This is a genomic window from Bacillus sp. jun7, from assembly GCF_051034795.1.
Lineage (GTDB): Bacteria > Bacillota > Bacilli > Bacillales > Bacillaceae > Bacillus > Bacillus velezensis.
Genome location: NZ_CP093219.1, coordinates 129,248 through 148,384 on the forward strand (window position 1 = coordinate 129,248; position 19,137 = coordinate 148,384).

General features: G+C 45.8%; 22 protein-coding genes and 1 pseudogene. 22 read left to right on the forward strand and 1 reads right to left on the reverse strand.

Going from position 1 to position 19,137, the window contains the following annotated elements; genetic code table 11:
• Positions 1–44 precede the first annotated feature (44 nt).
• From MJQ52_RS00495 to fni, 5 genes are all read left to right on the forward strand, one after another.
• Positions 45–701 (forward strand): flagellar brake protein, encoded by a 657-nt coding sequence (locus MJQ52_RS00495; protein WP_015388063.1) that lies wholly within the window; start codon positions 45–47, stop codon positions 699–701.
• A gap of 46 nt (positions 702–747) precedes the next feature.
• The gene (locus tag MJQ52_RS00500) at positions 748–924 is read left to right on the forward strand and encodes a YpfB family protein (protein ID WP_003153420.1); all 177 of its coding nucleotides are present in this window, start codon (positions 748–750) and stop codon (positions 922–924) included.
• A 78-nt stretch (positions 925–1,002) separates the two neighbouring features.
• Positions 1,003–1,677: a (d)CMP kinase gene (gene cmk / locus MJQ52_RS00505; protein WP_095318487.1), complete on the forward strand. Its 675-nt coding sequence runs from the start codon at positions 1,003–1,005 to the stop codon at positions 1,675–1,677.
• 227 nt (positions 1,678–1,904) lie between these two features.
• Positions 1,905–3,053, forward strand: a complete 1,149-nt coding sequence (rpsA, locus tag MJQ52_RS00510; protein WP_191073192.1) for a 30S ribosomal protein S1 — start codon at positions 1,905–1,907, stop codon at positions 3,051–3,053.
• A gap of 14 nt (positions 3,054–3,067) precedes the next feature.
• Positions 3,068–4,117 carry a type 2 isopentenyl-diphosphate Delta-isomerase gene (gene fni, locus MJQ52_RS00515; RefSeq protein ID WP_015388064.1) on the forward strand — a complete coding sequence of 350 codons (1,050 nt, stop codon included), beginning with the start codon at positions 3,068–3,070 and terminating at the stop codon, positions 4,115–4,117.
• A gap of 34 nt (positions 4,118–4,151) precedes the next feature.
• Here the strand turns inward: fni and MJQ52_RS00520 are convergent, their stop codons facing one another.
• Complete coding sequence (locus MJQ52_RS00520) at positions 4,152–4,283, reverse strand: YpzI family protein (protein ID WP_003153429.1); 132 nt, start codon at positions 4,281–4,283, stop codon at positions 4,152–4,154.
• A gap of 76 nt (positions 4,284–4,359) precedes the next feature.
• On the opposite strand from MJQ52_RS00520, the gene MJQ52_RS00525 reads away from it, so the two are divergent.
• The 17 genes and pseudogenes from MJQ52_RS00525 to aroH all read left to right on the forward strand — a co-directional run bounded on the left by MJQ52_RS00525 (position 4,360) and on the right by aroH (position 18,970).
• Positions 4,360–4,962 carry a YphA family membrane protein gene (locus tag MJQ52_RS00525; protein WP_003153431.1) on the forward strand — a complete coding sequence of 201 codons (603 nt, stop codon included), beginning with the start codon at positions 4,360–4,362 and terminating at the stop codon, positions 4,960–4,962.
• Positions 4,963–5,154: 192 nt separating this feature from the next.
• Positions 5,155–6,465 carry a ribosome biogenesis GTPase Der gene (der, locus tag MJQ52_RS00530; RefSeq protein ID WP_003153433.1) on the forward strand — a complete coding sequence of 437 codons (1,311 nt, stop codon included), beginning with the start codon at positions 5,155–5,157 and terminating at the stop codon, positions 6,463–6,465.
• Positions 6,466–6,482: 17 nt separating this feature from the next.
• Positions 6,483–7,520 carry an NAD(P)H-dependent glycerol-3-phosphate dehydrogenase gene (locus MJQ52_RS00535; protein WP_003153434.1) on the forward strand — a complete coding sequence of 346 codons (1,038 nt, stop codon included), beginning with the start codon at positions 6,483–6,485 and terminating at the stop codon, positions 7,518–7,520.
• 318 nt (positions 7,521–7,838) lie between these two features.
• Complete coding sequence (locus MJQ52_RS00540; RefSeq protein WP_003153435.1) at positions 7,839–8,042, forward strand: DUF2768 domain-containing protein; 204 nt, start codon at positions 7,839–7,841, stop codon at positions 8,040–8,042.
• Positions 8,043–8,061: 19 nt separating this feature from the next.
• Positions 8,062–8,796: a hypothetical protein gene (locus MJQ52_RS00545; protein WP_003153436.1), complete on the forward strand. Its 735-nt coding sequence runs from the start codon at positions 8,062–8,064 to the stop codon at positions 8,794–8,796.
• Positions 8,797–8,981: 185 nt separating this feature from the next.
• Positions 8,982–10,460 carry a stage IV sporulation protein A gene (spoIVA, locus tag MJQ52_RS00550; protein WP_003153438.1) on the forward strand — a complete coding sequence of 493 codons (1,479 nt, stop codon included), beginning with the start codon at positions 8,982–8,984 and terminating at the stop codon, positions 10,458–10,460.
• Between the two features lie 374 nt (positions 10,461–10,834).
• Positions 10,835–11,113, forward strand: a complete 279-nt coding sequence (gene hbs / locus MJQ52_RS00555) for a non-specific DNA-binding protein Hbs (RefSeq protein ID WP_003153447.1) — start codon at positions 10,835–10,837, stop codon at positions 11,111–11,113.
• A gap of 186 nt (positions 11,114–11,299) precedes the next feature.
• Positions 11,300–11,872: a GTP cyclohydrolase I FolE gene (gene folE / locus MJQ52_RS00560; protein ID WP_003153448.1), complete on the forward strand. Its 573-nt coding sequence runs from the start codon at positions 11,300–11,302 to the stop codon at positions 11,870–11,872.
• A 20-nt stretch (positions 11,873–11,892) separates the two neighbouring features.
• Positions 11,893–12,120, forward strand: a complete 228-nt coding sequence (gene mtrB / locus MJQ52_RS00565; RefSeq protein ID WP_003153449.1) for a trp RNA-binding attenuation protein MtrB — start codon at positions 11,893–11,895, stop codon at positions 12,118–12,120.
• A 156-nt stretch (positions 12,121–12,276) separates the two neighbouring features.
• Positions 12,277–13,032 carry a heptaprenyl diphosphate synthase component 1 gene (gene hepS, locus MJQ52_RS00570; RefSeq protein ID WP_191073191.1) on the forward strand — a complete coding sequence of 252 codons (756 nt, stop codon included), beginning with the start codon at positions 12,277–12,279 and terminating at the stop codon, positions 13,030–13,032.
• A 5-nt stretch (positions 13,033–13,037) separates the two neighbouring features.
• A pseudogene (menG, locus tag MJQ52_RS00575) lies at positions 13,038–13,740 on the forward strand (demethylmenaquinone methyltransferase).
• A gap of 28 nt (positions 13,741–13,768) precedes the next feature.
• Complete coding sequence (gene hepT / locus MJQ52_RS00580; protein ID WP_003153454.1) at positions 13,769–14,731, forward strand: heptaprenyl diphosphate synthase component II; 963 nt, start codon at positions 13,769–13,771, stop codon at positions 14,729–14,731.
• 120 nt (positions 14,732–14,851) lie between these two features.
• The gene (ndk, locus tag MJQ52_RS00585; RefSeq protein WP_003153455.1) at positions 14,852–15,298 is read left to right on the forward strand and encodes a nucleoside-diphosphate kinase; all 447 of its coding nucleotides are present in this window, start codon (positions 14,852–14,854) and stop codon (positions 15,296–15,298) included.
• A gap of 189 nt (positions 15,299–15,487) precedes the next feature.
• Positions 15,488–16,258 carry a protein-glutamate O-methyltransferase gene (locus tag MJQ52_RS00590; protein WP_191073190.1) on the forward strand — a complete coding sequence of 257 codons (771 nt, stop codon included), beginning with the start codon at positions 15,488–15,490 and terminating at the stop codon, positions 16,256–16,258.
• 71 nt (positions 16,259–16,329) lie between these two features.
• Positions 16,330–17,502 carry a chorismate synthase gene (gene aroC, locus MJQ52_RS00595; protein ID WP_191073189.1) on the forward strand — a complete coding sequence of 391 codons (1,173 nt, stop codon included), beginning with the start codon at positions 16,330–16,332 and terminating at the stop codon, positions 17,500–17,502.
• Positions 17,502–18,590, forward strand: coding sequence for a 3-dehydroquinate synthase (gene aroB / locus MJQ52_RS00600; RefSeq protein WP_176283404.1), 1,089 nt, complete (start codon positions 17,502–17,504; stop codon positions 18,588–18,590). Before aroC ends, aroB begins: the two co-directional genes overlap by 1 nt.
• On the forward strand, positions 18,587–18,970 hold the full coding sequence (aroH, locus tag MJQ52_RS00605; RefSeq protein WP_070082038.1) for a chorismate mutase: 384 nt from the start codon (positions 18,587–18,589) through the stop codon (positions 18,968–18,970). The genes aroB and aroH overlap by 4 nt, the downstream gene beginning before the upstream one ends.
• The last annotated feature ends 167 nt before the right edge of the window (positions 18,971–19,137 follow it).

The window sequence follows — 19,137 nt, forward strand, 5'->3', positions numbered from 1 at the left end:
TTACATGCTTTAATAAAAGCATAAATAATGAAAGAGTGAAGGCCATGATAGCTGTCGGAGATTATATTTGGATTGAATACATAGAGAACAATGAGCCCAAAAAAGCGAGGAGTAAAGCAGTAAGCGTTGAAAACGGCGAACTCCACATCTCATATCCCGTCGATCTGGATTCGGGACGGACGGTCTTTTTGCATAAAGGATTGGAAATAACAGCGGAATTTATGGGGAATGGCCAAGTACCGTATCAATTTAAAAGCATAATTAAAGGAAAGAAAAAAGAACCCATCCCGATGATCGGATTGGACATCCCCCCTCAGGAGGAAATGAAGCGGATTCAAAGACGCCGATACGTCCGTGCAGACGCAGTATTGGATGTATCCGTCAAAATGGAAGCGAAAAAAACCGCTTTTCAAACGGTTTCCTCTAATATCAGCGCCGGCGGAATCGCTGTTGTGATGCCTGAGCATATTTCCGCGGAACCAGGTGAAAAGCTGTATGTCTCATTTTCTCTTCCCGGCAAGGAAAATGAGGCGGATATAACGGCCGAGGCTCTTACCCAGCGGATTTTTTATGATGAAAAGGCGGATAAACAAAAAATGACGCTTGAATTTACAGAAATCGGCCCCGCAGCGCAGCAGCTTTTACTCCAATATTGTATGCGCGCGCAGCTGCAGCAGAGAAGAAACAGTCTGTCGGAATAAACAGCAGCGCACTTTTCCATACTAATCCTAATGGAGGTGCGCGTGTATGAAAACGTTTGAACGTCTGCTGGTCAAATTGGTCTGCATTCAGCTTATAATTTTGGGCGCGGTGCAGTTTTTGCTTCATTATCAGCCTATTGAACCTTATATTTCGAAAGCTGTGAAATATGAGGGAGTTGATAAAATGGAGAAAAAAGAATGGATTGAAACGGTAAAGCGGTAAATCAGCTCAATTTTTTCGCCCCTTTTCCGGCAGTTCATGATACAATCCATAGAGGAGTAAAGAGCAAGGAGAGAGATTATGGACAAGAAATTATCAATTGCGATCGACGGGCCGGCCGCTGCCGGAAAAAGCACCGTTGCTAAAATAGTAGCTGAGAAAAAATCATATGTGTACATTGATACAGGGGCGATGTATCGTGCCATTACATATACGGCGCTCAAGCAGAATGCCGATTTAACCGATGAAGCCGCGCTTACAGAGCTTTTGAAGCATACGGAAATTGAGCTTGTATCCGCTCCGGAAGGACAAATCGTTCTCGTAAACGGAGAAGATGTGACAGAAGAAATCCGAAAAGACGAAGTCAGCAACCAAGTATCCATCGCCGCCAAGCATAAAGGCGTCAGAGAAGAAATGGTCAAAAGACAGCAGCAGCTCGGACAAAAAGGCGGTGTCGTCATGGACGGCCGTGATATCGGTACTCACGTGCTGCCTGATGCCGAAGTGAAAATTTTTCTGCTCGCGTCCGTAGAGGAAAGAGCGAAGCGCCGATATGAAGAGAATAAGAAAAAAGGCTATGACGTGAATTACGAGACGCTCATTGAAGAAATTGCCAGACGCGACAAACTCGATTCAGAGAGGGAAGTTTCCCCGCTGCGCAAAGCGGAAGACGCGATTGAAATCGATACGACGTCACTCAGCATTGCCGAAGTCGCAGGAAAAATTCTGGAGATCGTCGAACAGAAATCACGTTAACTTCGGGCGGAGCGCTTTTTAATTTTTTTCAAAAGACAAGATGTTATTGCTTGACAAACCAGTCCTTTTATTAGAAGTTAATACTAATAAAACTTTTTATTGATCATTCAAAATCTTTTTTGGATGATTCTTTAATACATATTCGGCTGAAAAGCGGACATTCACATGTTCAGCTTTCAAACCGTATTAATTAAGCTGTGTAGGTTTGGACCAAGGAGGTTATTCAAATGACAGAGGAAATGAATCAAATTGATGTTCAAGTGCCAGAGGTTGGAGATGTAGTAAAAGGGATTGTGACAAAGGTAGAGGACAAGCATGTAGATGTCGAAATTGTCAATGTCAAACAGTCCGGAATCATTCCAATCAGTGAATTATCAAGTCTTCATGTAGAGAAAGCATCGGATGTCGTAAAAGTTGACGACGAGCTTGACCTGAAAGTAACAAAAGTGGAAGACGATGCTTTGATTTTATCTAAACGTGCCGTTGATGCTGACCGCGCTTGGGAAGACCTTGAAAAAAAATTCGACACAAAAGAAGAGTTTGAAGCTGAAGTGAAAGATGTGGTGAAAGGCGGTCTCGTCGTTGATATCGGCGTTCGCGGCTTCATTCCCGCATCACTTGTCGAAGCTCATTTCGTCGAGGATTTCACTGACTATAAAGGGAAAACCCTCTCTCTTATCGTCGTTGAACTCGACCGTGATAAAAACCGGGTGATTCTGTCACACCGGGCTGTAGTGGAAAAAGAACAGACAGCCAAAAAGCATGATTTTCTCCAAACGCTTGAAGTTGGAAGCGTGCTTGAAGGAAAAGTGCAGCGTCTGACTGATTTCGGCGCATTTGTCGACATCGGCGGAATTGACGGGCTTGTTCATATTTCGCAGCTGTCTCATTCACACGTCGAAAAACCGTCTGACGTGGTGGAAGAAGGTCAGGACGTAAAAGTGAAAGTGCTGTCCGTAGACCGCGATAACGAGCGTATTTCTTTATCTATTAAAGAAACGCTGCCGGGACCTTGGAGCCAGATCGGCGAAAAGGTAAAACAGGGAGATGTGCTTGAAGGAAAAGTGCAGCGCCTTGTAAGCTTCGGCGCCTTCGTTGAAATTCTTCCGGGCGTGGAAGGACTTGTGCACATTTCGCAAATTTCCAATAAACATATCGGAACGCCGCATGAAGTGCTTGAAGAAGGACAGACTGTTAAAGTGAAAGTGCTTGACGTGAACGAAAGCGAAGAGCGCATTTCCTTAAGCATGCGTGAGCTTGAAGAAGCGCCGAAAGCCGATCAGGAGGACTTCCGTCAATACCAGGCGAAAGAAGAGCCGAGCACCGGCTTCCAGCTTGGCGATTTAATCGGAGACAAGCTAAATAAATTAAAATAAATTGGTGATAAAACGTGACACGAGCAGAACGAAAAAGAGAACATATAAATCATGCGCTGTCTACCGGCCAAAACCGGGAAACGGGGCTTGATGATATTACGTTTGTTCATGTCAGCCTACCGAACCTAGCATTGGAAAAAGTGGATATATCAACGAAAATCGGCGGACTCACAAGCAGTTCGCCGATTTTTATCAATGCGATGACAGGCGGCGGCGGACAGCTTACATACGAAATTAACAGATCGCTGGCAAGAGCCGCGCGCAAAGCCGGCATGCCGCTGGCTGTCGGTTCACAAATGTCGGCTTTAAAAGATCCCTCCGAACGGTATTCTTACGAGATCGTCAGAAAAGAGAATCCGGACGGGCTGATATTTGCCAATTTAGGCAGCGAGGCGGATGCCGAGCAGGCAAAAAGGGCAATTGATATGATTCAAGCGGATGCCCTTCAGATTCATTTAAATGTGATTCAGGAGATCGTCATGCCAGAGGGAGACAGAAGCTTTACCGGCGCTCTCGGCCGTATTGAGCGGATTGCGGCGGAAGCGGGAGTTCCCGTTTTTGTCAAAGAAGTCGGCTTCGGAATGAGCAGGGAGTCGGCACGGCAGTTATTTGATGCCGGTGCGGCAGCAGTTGATGCCGGCGGATACGGCGGTACAAATTTCTCTAAGATTGAAAATATGCGCAGAGAGAAGGCGCTTCAATTTTTTAATACGTGGGGAATTTCCACTGCCGCAAGCTTAGCGGAAATCCACTCGCTCTCCGCTGATCAATCAATTATCGCATCCGGCGGGCTGCAAAGTGCCCTGGATGTCGCCAAATCGATTGCCCTCGGCGCTTCTGGCGCGGGAATGGCCGGCACCTTCCTGAAAGCTCTCACCTCCAAAGGAGAAGAGGGGCTGTTTGACGAGATGACGGCGCTTTTACAAGAGCTGAAAATGATTATGACCGCCCTCGGATGCCAATCGGTTGCCCAATTGCAAAAGGCGCCTTTGGTCATAAAAGGTGACACACATCACTGGCTTTCGGAACGGGGGATTGACACATCCCGTTTCAGCAGACGTTAAAAGGCATGCGAACCCGCATGCCTTTCTCTGTTTTTTACGATTTTCTTTTTCGGAATTCACCGTTTTGTTCAAGGCTCGTCGCTCCTTTATGGTGAATTGAATCATCGCGATCAGATTCCACCCGGCGGGAGGCTTTCAGTTTTTTCTCCTGTCTGTCTTTTCCCATTTTTATCCGCTCCTTTCAGGCATAATTGGTTTAAAAAATGCGTTCCCGCTCCATACTGGTCAGAGGAGGAGCGATTATGGAACCGTTTTATTATTACTGGTCAATGTGGTTTTTATGGATACTTGCGACTTTTATTTTTGCCAAAACAAAAAGCCGTTTTTACGTATCAGTCTTTATTTTGACTAATATGATGGCAAGCATACATCAGATAACGGCTTATTTTACGCTGAACGCGGCATATGTCATGTTTTTTGCTGCGGCATTTGTTTATGCGGGAAGCCTCGGCATGCATAAACGGCTCCGTCATATTGTGATTCATCTGACGGCGGCTGCGGCGTACGGCTTTATTTTTCTTTTTGCATTATATGACCCTGTTTGGTTTATCATAAAACCTGAATGGGCGGCGGTTATACTGCTTACCGTTATTACGCTTTCTGTTGAGGGGCGGTTCCCTGAGAGGCTTTGTCTTTTTGTTCTCGGCATGTGCCAGGGGGAGTTATTGTATGCTGCGGTCATCCGCAACATTGCGGGTGCAGCAGCCGTCGGTGATTATAAATGGCTTTCAGGCTGTTCGGCGGGAGTGATTCTTCTCGTCGGGCTGACTACATATGAACAGCTTGCGGCGCGCATCAGCCAAAAAAGCAAAAAGCAGGGCAAAGGAGCGACAAAAATGTCTTGAAAACAGACGGAGACTGTTACATGAATGCGAAACATTTTGAAGAATACATTGTGATCTCAGTGAAAACTGATATAATAAATGAGTTAAGCCCTTCTGTTTGAAGGGTTCTTTTCATAGCGAAGATGATTTTTAATAACCGGTTGAACAATTTTTTGTGAAAATGTAAGCGGCTGGATTGAAAGGAAGGGTACTATGGGTAAACCTGTCGTAGCCATTGTCGGAAGACCGAATGTGGGAAAATCCACAATCTTTAACCGGATTGCGGGTGAAAGAATTTCAATAGTAGAAGATACCCCCGGAGTGACGCGGGACCGGATATACAGTTCGGCGGAATGGCTGAATTATGATTTTAACCTGATTGATACGGGCGGAATTGATATCGGAGACGAGCCGTTTCTGACACAGATCCGCCAGCAGGCTGAAATCGCCATGGACGAGGCTGATGTGATCATCTTTATGGTGAACGGCCGCGAAGGTGTGACGTCTGCGGATGAAGAAGTGGCAAAAATACTGTACCGGACGAAAAAACCGGTCGTATTAGCCGTTAATAAATTAGATAATACCGAAATGAGAGCGAACATCTATGACTTTTATGCGCTCGGCTTTGGAGAACCGTATCCGATTTCGGGGACACACGGTTTAGGATTGGGAGATTTGCTCGATGCTTGTGCCGAGCATTTTAAAAACATTCCGGAGACGAAGTACAGTGATGATGTCGTTCAATTCTGCCTGATCGGCCGCCCGAATGTCGGAAAATCATCCCTTGTCAATGCGATGCTCGGCGAAGAGCGGGTTATCGTGAGCAACGTAGCCGGAACGACTAGAGATGCTGTGGATACGGCGTTCACTTACAATCAGCAGGAATTTGTAATCGTTGACACGGCGGGAATGAGAAAAAAGGGTAAAGTATATGAAACAACAGAAAAATACAGTGTGCTGCGGGCGTTAAAAGCCATTGACCGCTCAGACGTCGTCGGCGTTGTGCTGAATGCAGAAGAAGGCATCCTTGAGCAGGACAAGCGGATCGCCGGATATGCCCATGAAGCCGGGAAAGCCGTCGTCATTATCGTAAACAAATGGGATGCCGTTGATAAGGACGAGCGCACGATGAAAGAATTTGAACAGAATATTCGGGAGCATTTCCAATTTCTCGATTATGCGCCGGTGCTGTTTATGTCGGCACTGACGACAAAGCGGATTCATACACTCATGCCTGCGATTATTAAAGCGAGTGAAAATCACTCTCTCCGCGTGCAGACAAATGTCTTAAATGATGTCATCATGGATGCGGTGGCCATGAATCCGACTCCGACGCACAACGGCTCCCGTCTGAAAATTTATTATGCGACTCAAGTCGCTGTTAAGCCGCCGAGCTTCGTTGTTTTTGTCAACGATCCGGAACTGATGCATTTTTCTTATGAACGCTTTTTAGAAAACCGAATCCGGGACGCTTTCGGATTTGAAGGTACGCCAATTAAAATATTTGCAAGAGCAAGAAAATAAAAAGGTGTGATACAGAGATGAAAAAAGTGGCAATGCTTGGAGCGGGAAGCTGGGGCACTGCACTTTCTTTAGTGCTGGCTGATAACGGACATCAAGTCATGATGTGGGGACACCGTGCCGAATTGATCGATCAAATCAACGAACTGCATGAAAACAAAGATTACCTGCCGGGTGTGGAGCTATCAAGTTCTATCATCGGGACAGCCGATTTAAGCGAGGCTTTAAAAGGAGCTGACTTCATCATTGTGGCAGTACCGACAAAAGCCATTCGGGAAGTGCTGAAAAAGGCTCTGCCGTACATCCCGAAACAATCGATTTTTGTTCATGTCAGCAAGGGAATTGAGCCGGATTCGCTTCTCCGCATTTCAGAATTAATGGAGGAGGAGCTGCCTGAGGAGTACAGAAAAGACATCGTCGTGCTTTCAGGGCCGAGCCACGCTGAGGAAGTCGGATTAAGACACCCGACGACTGTTACATCATCTTCAAAAAATATCAAGGCTGCAGAAGCGGTTCAGGATTTATTCATGAACCAGCATTTCCGCGTCTATACAAATCCCGATATGATCGGTGTTGAAATAGGGGGAGCGTTAAAGAATATCATCGCTCTTGCAGCGGGGATTACAGACGGATTGGGATACGGAGATAATGCAAAAGCGGCCTTAATCACCCGAGGTCTTGCTGAAATCGCCAGACTCGGCACAAAGATGGGCGGAAATCCGCTCACCTTTTCCGGCCTGACCGGCGTAGGCGATTTAATCGTGACGTGTACAAGCGTTCATTCCCGAAACTGGCGCGCCGGCAACCTGCTCGGCAAAGGATATAAGCTGGAAGCTGTCCTGGATAAGATGGGGATGGTTGTTGAAGGCGTGCGGACGACGAAAGCTGCGTATCAGCTGTCTCAAAAATATCAGGTGAAAATGCCGATCACAGAAGCGCTTCACCAAGTATTATTTAATGGGCAGAAGGTAGAAACGGCCGTAGAATCCTTAATGGCCAGAGTGAAAACCCATGAGATGGAAGACTTGGTCAACACATTCGAAAACCGGGTGAAGTGACAATAACATGCCGTCAGCATATTCTGAAGTGACGAAAGTCCAAAACGCAGAACTCTCCGGCTGAAATCGCTTAAAACATTTGCTGATTTAGGCAGAAGAGGATGCAGACGTACGCATCTACGCATACTATAGCATCGAAGTCCAAGAGAGTGTATCTCAGACGTACAGGTGAATATAGTCAACTTGACTGAAGCAAAGTCCCCCTCTTTGCTTCAGTTTTTTTGTTTTTTCAATAGATGGAAAACCTGTTGATCTTTTCAACATTTGTATATTAAAATGAAATATAACGCTTACAATGATGGGACGGGGGGCACGAACGTGAGTGTGGCATTGATGAAAATGTGGTTTGCGCTTGGTGCTATGGGATTAATGTTTGTTGCGGTCGCCTCTATTTATGTCAGCAGGTACAAAGTGAAAAACAAACTGATAAAAGCAGCGGTTTCTTCACTCGCTTATGCCTGCATGGTCATCTCGGGATTGATCGTGTTAATGGTCGTTTTCAGCGGGCCTGTCAATGAATAAAGCCAAAAGGGGGCGCGGAATGCATAAGTTAAAAATGGCCGTCATAACGGCAATGGCGGTGCTTCTGCTGTCGGGCTGTCTGTACCCTGAAGCAAAAAAAACTGAAAATAAAGTATCTTACAAACATCAGCTTCAGCAGGTGCAAGCGGCAGTGGATGAATTTAAAAAGGCGAACGGCGGACTTCTGCCGATTCAGACAAAAGATATGAAAACACCGCTCTATCAAAAATATCCGATAGATTTTAAGCGGCTCGCGCCCAGATACATAGAGGAGCCGCCGGCCTCAGCTTATGAAAGCGGAGGAATGTACCAATACGTGCTTGTCGATGTGGAAAATAAGCCGACCGTCAAGCTGGTCGATCTCCAAATGGCGGAAGCAATCCGCGACATGAAGCTGCGTGTCAAAATGTATCAGGAAAAGCATACATATCCTCCCTATGAGGACGCTGTTTCAAAAGGCCTGTTCACTTTAAATAAAAAAAAGCTCGGCATGAAAGACTCTCCTTCAGTCAAAAGTCCGGTTTCAGGCACGTCTCTGCCGCTTTTAATCGGCGCTGACGGAGAAATCTATGCCGACTATCGCGTCGATCTCGCCCGCTGCCTGAAGGAAAACAAAAAGAAAATCAAACCGGGCGCGGAAATTCAGGATATTTTATGGAAAGAGACTCCTTTCGTCCCGGCCTTTTCAGTCACATACACCGTAAATGAAAAACAGGAACCCGTTTTTTTAGAAAGTCAAACGAAACAGGAATGAACCTTTTTCCCGCGCATACAAATAGGGAGAAAGGTTTTTTTGATTTTGATAGAAAAGACTGCCTGAAAATTTTCTAAAGATGTCATATTGAAATAGGACAACGTCATACACATATAGTGTCCTGTATTTGATTGGAGAATGGTGAATGAAAAATGATAAGGATAGGAAGTCCGGGAGGGGATCACTTGGAAAAGGTCGATATTTTCAAGGATATCGCTGAACGAACAGGAGGCGATATATACTTAGGAGTCGTTGGCGCTGTCCGTACAGGGAAATCTACATTCATTAAAAAATTTATGGAGCTTGTGGTGCTCCCGAATATCAGCAATGAGGCCGACCGAGCGCGGGCGCAGGATGAGCTTCCGCAAAGCGCAGCAGGAAAAACGATAATGACCACAGAACCAAAATTTGTCCCGAATCAAGCCATGTCCGTTCATGTCGCGGAAGGACTTGATGTCAACATCCGTCTTGTGGATTGTGTGGGATATACGGTTCCCGGGGCGAAGGGATATGAGGATGAAAACGGTCCGAGAATGATCAATACACCTTGGTATGAAGAACCGATTCCCTTTCACGAGGCTGCGGAAATCGGTACGAGAAAAGTCATCCAGGAACACTCCACAATCGGGGTCGTCATTACGACAGACGGCTCAATCGGCGATATTGCGCGGGGCGATTACGTGGAAGCGGAAGAAAGAGTCATCGACGAGCTGAAGGAAGTCGGCAAACCGTTTATTATGGTCATCAACTCGGTAAAACCGTACCACCCGGAAACAGAAGCGCTCAGAGCTGAATTAAGCGCGAAATATGATATTCCCGTCCTCGCCATGAGTGTTGAAAGCATGCGGGAAACAGATGTGTTAAGCGTCCTCAGAGAAGCGCTTTACGAGTTCCCTGTGCTGGAAGTCAATGTCAACCTTCCGAGCTGGGTCATGGTGCTGAAAGAAAATCATTGGCTCAGAGAGAGCTACCAGGAATCAGTGAAAGAAACCGTAAAAGATATTAAACGCCTGCGCGATGTCGACCGGGTTGTCGGCCACTTCAGTGAATTTGAGTTTATTGAAAGCGCCGGATTGGCCGGAATCGAACTTGGCCAGGGTGTCGCAGAAATTGATTTGTATGCGCCGGATCATCTATATGACCAGATTTTAAAAGAAGTGGTCGGCGTTGAAATCCGCGGGAAAGACCACCTGCTTGAATTAATGCAGGACTTCGCCCACGCGAAAAAAGAATATGATCAGGTATCAGATGCGCTGAAAATGGTGAAACAGACCGGCTACGGCATTGCCGCCCCGGCCTTAACCGATATGAGCCTTGATGAACCGGAAATCATCAGGCAGGGATCAAGGTTCGGAGTAAGGCTGAAAGCGGTCGCTCCGTCCATTCATATGATCAAAGTGGATGTGGAAAGTGAATTCGCACCGATCATCGGGACAGAAAAACAAAGTGAAGAGCTTGTCCGCTACTTAATGCAGGACTTTGAAGATGATCCGCTTTCTATCTGGAATTCCGATATTTTCGGCAGATCATTGAGCTCTATCGTAAGAGAAGGAATCTCCGCAAAACTGTCACTCATGCCGGAAAATGCGAGATACAAACTGAAAGAAACGCTGGAGAGAATTATTAACGAAGGCTCAGGCGGCCTGATCGCCATTATTTTGTAAGCTGAAGGACCTCTTCCTGAAACGGGGGGTCTTTTTTTATTCTTTTTAGATACTGGAAATCAATCAAGGATTAGGAGGAAAAAAGCAAAAAAAGGAATATTTGTTCGGTAAAACACGTGAAAACCTTGACGAGCAAGGGATTGAGGCTTTAAAATGCTTGATATGGCTTTTTATATGTGTTACTCTACATACAGAAAATCTTCACTTTGTTGGACAAACATTCCTCAAAGTGTCTGTTTTCTTATGAAAAGCCGTTTACTTGTCTGTTCTTCCCTGCTTTGATTTTTTATCAGACAGGTTTAGAATCAGGCTGAACTGTGAAGAAATGATAATAAACTGCTGATTTGATACCCTTTTGGGAGGAGGTGAAAGGCATGAACAAGACAGAACTAATCAATGCGGTTGCTGAAGCAAGCGAATTGTCTAAAAAAGACGCTACAAAAGCAGTTGATTCTGTTTTTGATACGATTTTAGATGCACTTAAAAACGGTGATAAAATCCAACTGATCGGTTTCGGTAACTTTGAGGTGCGCGAGCGTTCTGCACGTAAAGGACGTAACCCTCAAACGGGTGAAGAAATCGAAATCCCTGCAAGCAAGGTACCTGCTTTCAAACCAGGTAAAGCTCTTAAAGACGCTGTTGCAGGAAAATAATTGTGAATATAGATCGTGTATGCATCTGATACATACACTTTGTTTCTTCACAGAAAAGCCCCTTGATAAAGGGGCTTTTCATATTTAAGCAGCCCCGGTCACCGGGCAGGACTTTCGTTTTGCTTTTGGCGCGGCAAATGTGCTAGAATCGAAATTAAATGTATTCAATGGTGGAGGACACAGACAATGAAAGAAGTTAATAAAGAACAGATTGAACAGGCGGTTCGCCAGATTTTAGAGGCGATTGGAGAAGATCCGGACCGGGAAGGGCTTTTAGATACGCCGAAACGCGTGGCAAAAATGTACGCGGAAGTATTCTCGGGATTAAATGAAGACCCGAAAGAACACTTTAAAACCGTTTTCGGAGAAGACCATGAGGAGCTTGTTCTTGTAAAAGATATCGCGTTTCATTCCATGTGTGAACATCACCTTGTTCCTTTTTACGGAAAAGCGCATATTGCCTACATTCCGCGCGGCGGCAAAGTGACGGGCCTGAGTAAATTGGCGCGGGCGGTGGAAGCCGTCTCAAAACGCCCGCAGCTGCAGGAGCGCATTACTTCAACGATTGCAGAAAGCATCGTAGAGACCTTAGATCCCCACGGCGTCATGGTTGTCGTCGAAGCTGAGCATATGTGCATGACGATGAGGGGCGTAAGAAAGCCTGGCGCAAAAACAGTGACTTCCGCTGTAAGAGGTATTTTTAAAGATGATGCAGCGGCGCGTTCCGAAGTGTTAGAACATATTAAACGTGCGGATTAATAATGATAGAGGGTGCAGATATGAATTCAAAGCATTCAAGTGATTTTGTCGTCATTAAAGCGGTCGAGGACGGCGTGAACGTCATCGGTTTAACGAGAGGAACGGATACGAAATTTCACCATTCCGAAAAACTGGACAAAGGCGAAGTGATTATCGCTCAGTTTACTGAGCATACCTCTGCCATCAAAGTGAGAGGCAACGCCCTCATCCAGACCGCTTACGGAGAAATGAACAGCGAAAAAAAATAAGCCGGCTGTTTCCCGCTTTTGCCAAATGCCCGCAAACGGCGGGAGAATACAGCCAATTTCTTTTTTTTATGCTATAATGATACCTGCGTATAATAATGACGAGTAAATCTCATACATATTAGAATAAATGTGAATTTGGGGACAAGGGTGATATTTTTGCAAGACATCTACGGAACTTTAGCGAATCTAAATACGAAATTAAAACAAAAGCTGTCTCATCCTTATCTAGCGAAACATATTTCCGCGCCTAAAATCGATGAGGATAAGCTTCTTCTTTTTCACGCTTTGTTTGAAGAGGCGGACATTAAGAACAACGACAGAGAAAATTACATAGTAACTGCGATGCTTGTCCAAAGCGCCCTTGATACCCACGATGAAGTGACAACAGCCAGAGCGTTAAAGCGAGACGAAAATAAAAACCGGCAGCTCACCGTGCTTGCCGGCGACTATTTCAGCGGACTGTATTATTCGCTTTTATCTGAAATGAAGGATATCTATATGATTCGGACGCTCGCTACGGCAATTAAAGAAATCAATGAGCATAAAATCCGTCTGTACGATCGGTCTGTCAATGACTTGAATCAATTGATCGAAAGCATGGCGATTGTGGAAGCGGCCCTGTTTCACAGAGTGTCAGACCACTTTAATCTTCCGCGCTGGAAAGAGCTGGCGAGTGATTTTTTTGTATATAAGCGGCTGATGAACGGCAATGCTATATTTCTCGATGTCATCGGCAATATTGTAAAGTCAGGGAAATCAAAGGCTGACATAATGGAAGATAGCTTCCGAAAGGCAAAGCAAAGCATTGAAACGCTGCTGCCGCTCAATTCACCAATCCAAAACCTCATGCTGAACCGGCTTAAAGCGATCAGCCAGAACAAAACATATCATCAGAAAGTGGAAGAAGGGTAATCAACATGCAGGAGTCAAAAGAACAGCGCGTACACGGCGTGTTTGAAAAAATCTATAAAAATTATGACCAAATGAACTCTGTTATCAGTTTTCAGCAGCCATAAAAAATGGCGCGATAAAACGATGCAGATCATGAATGTAAAAGAAGGCGCAAAAGCGCTTGATGTCTGCTGCGGAACGGCTGACTGGACGATTGCCCTCGCAGAAGCAGCCGGAAAAAGCGGCGAAATCAAAGGACTGGATTTCAGCAAAAATATGCTGAGCATCGGCGAGAAAAAAGTGAAAGAGGGCGGTTACAGCCAAATTGAGCTTTTGCACGGAAATGCGATGGAGCTTCCCTTCGCTGATGATTCTTTTGATTTTGTCACCATCGGCTTCGGGCTGCGGAACGTTCCCGACTATCTGACCGTGCTGAAAGAAATGCGGCGGGTCGTTAAACCGGGCGGGCAGGTCGTATGTCTGGAAACATCCCAGCCGGAAATGTTCGGATTCAGACAGGCATATTTTCTATATTTTAAATACATCATGCCTTTCTTCGGAAAAATGTTTGCGAAGAGCTATAAAGAATATTCTTGGCTTCAAGAATCGGCAAGAGAATTTCCCGGTATGAAAGAACTTGCGCGTCTGTTTGAAGAAGCGGGCCTGACGAATGTCAAATACCATTCGTTTACCGGCGGAGTGGCCGCTACGCATATCGGTTGGAAATGATGAATATACAGATGTTTGGGTGAATGATATGAAATTTAAAATGGCCTATTCTTTTTTAAATGACGATATTGATGTGATCGAAAGGGAACTTGAGCAAACGGTGCGGTCAGACTATCCCTTGCTGAGTGAAGCCGGGCTCCATCTGCTCCAGGCGGGAGGCAAGCGGATCCGCCCTGTTTTCGTATTGCTTTCCGGCATGTTCGGCGACTATGACATTAATAAAATAAAATATGTTGCGGTGACGCTGGAAATGATTCATATGGCGTCCCTCGTGCATGACGACGTCATTGATGACGCCGAGCTGCGGAGGGGAAAACCGACCATCAAAGCCAAGTGGGACAACCGTATCGCCATGTATACCGGTGATTATATGCTTGCGGGCTCACTTGAGATGATGACGAGATTGGATGAGCCGAAAGCCCACCGGATCCTGTCCAAAACCATCGTAGAAGTATGCCTCGGAGAAATTGAACAGATCAGAGATAAATACAATATGGAACAAAACCTCAGAACCTATTTGCGCCGCATCAAACGGAAAACGGCTCTTCTCATTGCCGTCAGCTGCCAGCTCGGCGCCATCGCTTCGGGAGCTGATGAGAAGATTCACAAAGCATTATATTGGTTCGGCTATTACGTGGGCATGTCCTACCAGATTATTGACGACATTCTTGATTTCACTTCAACGGAAGAGGAACTGGGAAAGCCGGTCGGAGGGGATCTGCTGCAAGGAAATGTCACTCTGCCCGTTTTGTACGCGCTCCGTCAGCCTGAATTGAAAAATCAGCTGAAATTAATTAACAGTGAAACAACACAGGAGCAGCTCGCCCCCATTATTGAAAATATTAAACGCACAGACGCAATTGAAAAATCAATGGCCGTCAGTGACAGGTACTTAAAAAAAGCGTTTGAAAAACTGAATACACTGCCGAGAGGACGGGCGCGCTCATCATTGGCCGCCATCGCCAAATATATCGGCAAACGGAAATTTTAAATTCCTTTTACGAACAAGATGTGAACATTCTCCGCCCTGGATTGATTAATTGTCAGAAAGATGTTACGATTTCGGTGTGCAACTTGAAAGCCTATACATAATGATGGGGTGGAGAATCTTATGGAAAAAACTTTTATCATGGTAAAACCGGACGGCGTACAGCGCCAGCTGATCGGAGAGATTTTATCCAGATTTGAGCGTAAGGGCTTACAATTGGCAGGAGCCAAGCTAATGCAAGTTTCAGAACAGATGGCTGAAAACCATTATGCTGAACATAAAGGGAAGCCGTTTTTCGGCGAGCTTGTGGAATTCATTACATCAGGACCCGTATTTGCAATGGTATGGGAAGGGGAAAATGTAGTAGAGATCACAAGACAGCTGATCGGAAAAACGAACCCGAAAGATGCACTGCCGGGCACGATCCGCGGTGACTACGGCATGTTTGTCGGCAAAAATATCATTCACGGTTCAGACTCCTTAGAAAGCGCTGAGCGGGAAATTGACATTTTCTTCAAACAGGAAGAGCTTGTACCGTATCAAAAATTAATGGCCGACTGGGTGTACTAAGCCGTCAGCCTTTCTTTTTCTCTTGTTATGAAAAGGTTTACATATTTTAAGAAAGACAGAGGCTGCGCTGCCCTGTCTTTTCATTTCTCACAAATCAGCCTGCGGGCTGATTTTTTTATTGAAATCGTACAAATTAGAAAGAAAACAGGCTATACTAGGACAAAAGACAGCGAGATTGGGAGAGAAGCAATGGAGCCTTACGAAATTTTTATCACCAAGTGGAAACAAATAACCGGCGTTGATTTATCTTTATACAAAGAAGCACAAATGAAAAGGCGGCTGACGTCCCTTTATGAAAAAAAGGGATTCAAAGATTTTCAGGAATTTGCCGCCGCTTTGGAGAAAGACAAGCTTTTATTAAATGAAACATTGGACAGGATGACAATCAATGTTTCTGAATTTTACCGAAATTATAAACGGTGGGAAATTCTTGAAACCTCAATTCTTCCGTTAATAAAGCATAACAAACCGTTAAAAATATGGAGTGCGGCCTGTTCAACAGGGGAGGAACCCTATACTTTGTCCATGATTCTCAATCAGCAGACGGGGCTGGCCGGATTTGATATATTGGCTACAGATATTGATGAAAAGGCGCTAAGCAAAGCCAAGCGGGGCATCTATCAGGAACGCTCGCTGCAAGAGGTGCCGGCTTCCGTGAAAAGCCGTTATTTCACCAAGCAGGCTGACAACAGTTATCAAGTAAAACAAGAGATTCAAAAAAACATCCGGTTTAAGCGGCACAACCTGCTCGCCGACAGCTATGAACAGGATTTTGATCTGATCGTCTGCCGCAACGTCTTTATTTATTTTACTGAAAAAGCAAAAGAAGAGCTGTATGTGAAAATGGCGGGCAGCCTGAAAAAGAACGGAATTCTGTTTGTCGGAAGCACAGAGCAGATTTTCAGCCCGGAAAAATTCGGCCTTGAGAGCACTGATACATTTTTTTATCAAAAAAGATAGAAGACATTTAATGAAAACTTGTGGTATAGTTTTACTTAAAAGCGTTAATGCGATGAAGGGAGAAGAAAGAAATGAGATACTTAACAGCCGGAGAATCACACGGTCCGCAGCTGACGACAATTATAGAAGGTGTGCCTGCGGGGCTTTATATAACTGAAGAAGATATTAATTTTGAGCTTGCCAGACGTCAAAAAGGGCACGGCCGCGGACGCCGTATGCAGATTGAAACGGACAGAGCGAAGATCACAAGCGGCGTGCGGCATGCCCGGACACTCGGTTCACCCATCGCGCTCGTTGTAGAGAATAAAGATTGGACTCACTGGACAAAAATCATGGGCGCCGCACCGATTACAGAAGAAGAAGAAAGTGAAATGAAACGCCAGATTTCAAGACCGAGACCGGGACACGCAGATTTGAACGGTGCTATTAAGTATAATCACCGCGATATGAGAAATGTGTTAGAACGATCTTCCGCGCGTGAGACAACGGTTCGCGTGGCTGCCGGAGCCGTCGCTAAAAAGATTTTAGCGGAGCTTGGCATTAAAGTCGCCGGACATGTCCTGCAAATCGGCAGCGTAAAAGCAGAGAAAACCGATTACACATCCATTGAGGATCTCAAACGGGTAACGGAAGAATCACCGGTCAGATGCTACGATGAAGAAGCAGGCCGTCAAATGATGGCAGCCATTGATGAAGCGAAGGCAAACGGTGACTCGATCGGCGGAATCGTTGAAGTGATCGTCGAAGGTATGCCGGTCGGTGTCGGAAGCTATGTCCACTATGACCGTAAGCTGGACAGCAAGCTCGCTGCTGCCGTTCTGTCGATTAACGCGTTTAAAGGCGTAGAGTTCGGCATCGGTTTTGAAGCGGCCGGCAAAAACGGCAGTGAAGTTCATGATGAAATCGTATGGGATGAAGAGAAAGGCTATACACGCGCCACAAACAGGCTCGGAGGATTAGAAGGCGGTATGACGACGGGAATGCCGATTGTCGTCCGCGGCGTTATGAAACCGATCCCTACTTTGTATAAGCCGCTGAAAAGCGTCGACATTGAAACGAAAGAACCGTTTACAGCGAGCATTGAACGTTCAGACAGCTGCGCGGTTCCGGCAGCAAGCGTAGTGGCTGAAGCTACAGTGGCCTGGGAAATCGCAAATGCCGTCGTAGAACAATTCGGGCTTGACCAGATCGACCGTATTAAAGAAAATGTTGAAAACATGAAAAAACTATCGAGGGAATTCTGATGAAAGAGCTTGAGGTTCGGACAGCTTCCTCCGCATATCCCGTGTATATCGGTGAAGGCATAAGGAAACAGGCCGCTGCTCTTTTGTCTTCACTGAACAGGCCGCTGACAAAGATCCTTCTCGTCATCGATGCTGAAGTTGACCGGCTTTACGGCGATGAGATGTTCCGGCTTTTAAGCGAAACATGGCCCGTGAAAAAAGTAATCGTTCCAAGCGGAGAAGAAGCGAAGTCTCTAAAAGAGTATGAACGGATTCAAACGGAAGCGATCGCTTTCCATATGGACCGCTCCTCATGTATGATCGCCTTCGGAGGCGGCGTGACGGGTGATTTGACCGGCTTTTGCGCAGCAACATTTATGCGCGGAATTGATTTCATTCAAATGCCGACGACACTGCTTGCCCATGACAGTGCGGTCGGCGGCAAGGTGGCCGTCAACCATAAACTCGGAAAGAACTTAATCGGCGCGTTTTATCAGCCGAAAGCGGTGATTTACGATACGGAGCTTCTGAAAACCCTGCCAGAACAAGAGCTGAGATCGGGCATGGCTGAAGTGATCAAACACGCGTTTATCGCCGATCATGCTTTTTTAGAAAAGCTTCTCACGTTTGACACGTTGCAAGGACTGACAAGCGCTGAGCTGAATGAAATGATTTATAAAGGAATTTCAATCAAATCGGCCGTCGTGCGTGAGGACGAAAAGGAAGAGGGGATAAGAGCTTTTCTGAATTTCGGCCATACGCTCGGCCATGCAATTGAGGCGGAATACGGCTACGGCCGGATTACTCATGGAGATGCGGTCGCCCTCGGCATGCAGTTTGCCCTTTACGTGAGTGAACAGGTTGCGGGTTGCAAGATGAACAGGAAAGAACTCACACAATGGCTGATTGGGCTCGGCTACCCGGGAAGCATAAGACAAGATATTGAAACGCCGGTTCTTTCCGCCCGGATGATGAATGATAAAAAAACGCGCGGAGGCATGACACAGTTCATCGTGTTAAAAGAATTAGGCGAAGCGCGGGACTGCATGCTTTCAAAAGATGAGCTCGAAAATTTGCTGAACAAATGGCGAATGGAGGAAACAGCATGATGATACGCGGCATTCGCGGAGCAACAACGGTGGAACAAGACACCGAACAAGAAATTTTAGAAAAAACACAGCAGCTGCTTGAAAAAATCATTGAACAAAATGGATGCAAGCCGGAAGACGTTGTGCAGATCCTGTTATCCGCCACGCCTGATATCCATTCCGTATTTCCGGCAAAAGCGGTCCGCCGCCTTTCCGGGTGGCAGTACGTCCCGGTGACGTGCATGCAGGAAATGGATGTCACCGGCGCTCTGCAAAAGTGTATCCGTGTCCTGATGACGGTTCAGACGGATATGCCTCAGGATGAAATCAAGCATGTCTATTTAGAAAAAGCCGTTGTGTTAAGGCCGGATTTATCATTGACAAAAAATACTGACATGTAATACGATAAACAAAGCTTAGAAATACACAAGAGTGTGTATAGAGCTGGTAAGTAAGATATTGAACAGTTGAGTTTAGAATAGGGTAGCAGAGAATGAGTTTAGCTGAGCTGAGATAAACACGTTTTTATTCTGCCCAAAAGAAGCCTTTCTTTTGGGTTTATTTCTTA

Bases quoted from the DNA above. Each gene is read 5' to 3' on its own strand.
- MJQ52_RS00525 (WP_003153431.1), top strand. From the start codon at position 4,360: ATGGAACCGTTTTATTATTACTGGTCAATGTGGTTTTTATGGATACTT.
- aroB (WP_176283404.1), top strand. From the start codon at position 17,502: ATGAAAGAGCTTGAGGTTCGGACAGCTTCCTCCGCATATCCCGTGTAT.
- mtrB (WP_003153449.1), top strand. From the start codon at position 11,893: ATGAATTCAAAGCATTCAAGTGATTTTGTCGTCATTAAAGCGGTCGAG.
- MJQ52_RS00545 (WP_003153436.1), top strand. From the start codon at position 8,062: ATGCATAAGTTAAAAATGGCCGTCATAACGGCAATGGCGGTGCTTCTG.
- aroH (WP_070082038.1), top strand. From the start codon at position 18,587: ATGATGATACGCGGCATTCGCGGAGCAACAACGGTGGAACAAGACACC.
- ndk (WP_003153455.1), top strand. From the start codon at position 14,852: ATGGAAAAAACTTTTATCATGGTAAAACCGGACGGCGTACAGCGCCAG.
- MJQ52_RS00520 (WP_003153429.1), bottom strand. From the start codon at position 4,283: ATGGGAAAAGACAGACAGGAGAAAAAACTGAAAGCCTCCCGCCGGGTG.
- MJQ52_RS00500 (WP_003153420.1), top strand. From the start codon at position 748: ATGAAAACGTTTGAACGTCTGCTGGTCAAATTGGTCTGCATTCAGCTT.
- aroC (WP_191073189.1), top strand. From the start codon at position 16,330: ATGAGATACTTAACAGCCGGAGAATCACACGGTCCGCAGCTGACGACA.
- rpsA (WP_191073192.1), top strand. From the start codon at position 1,905: ATGACAGAGGAAATGAATCAAATTGATGTTCAAGTGCCAGAGGTTGGA.
- MJQ52_RS00590 (WP_191073190.1), top strand. From the start codon at position 15,488: ATGGAGCCTTACGAAATTTTTATCACCAAGTGGAAACAAATAACCGGC.
- der (WP_003153433.1), top strand. From the start codon at position 5,155: ATGGGTAAACCTGTCGTAGCCATTGTCGGAAGACCGAATGTGGGAAAA.
- hbs (WP_003153447.1), top strand. From the start codon at position 10,835: ATGAACAAGACAGAACTAATCAATGCGGTTGCTGAAGCAAGCGAATTG.
- folE (WP_003153448.1), top strand. From the start codon at position 11,300: ATGAAAGAAGTTAATAAAGAACAGATTGAACAGGCGGTTCGCCAGATT.
- cmk (WP_095318487.1), top strand. From the start codon at position 1,003: ATGGACAAGAAATTATCAATTGCGATCGACGGGCCGGCCGCTGCCGGA.
- MJQ52_RS00495 (WP_015388063.1), top strand. From the start codon at position 45: ATGATAGCTGTCGGAGATTATATTTGGATTGAATACATAGAGAACAAT.
- hepT (WP_003153454.1), top strand. From the start codon at position 13,769: ATGAAATTTAAAATGGCCTATTCTTTTTTAAATGACGATATTGATGTG.
- MJQ52_RS00535 (WP_003153434.1), top strand. From the start codon at position 6,483: ATGAAAAAAGTGGCAATGCTTGGAGCGGGAAGCTGGGGCACTGCACTT.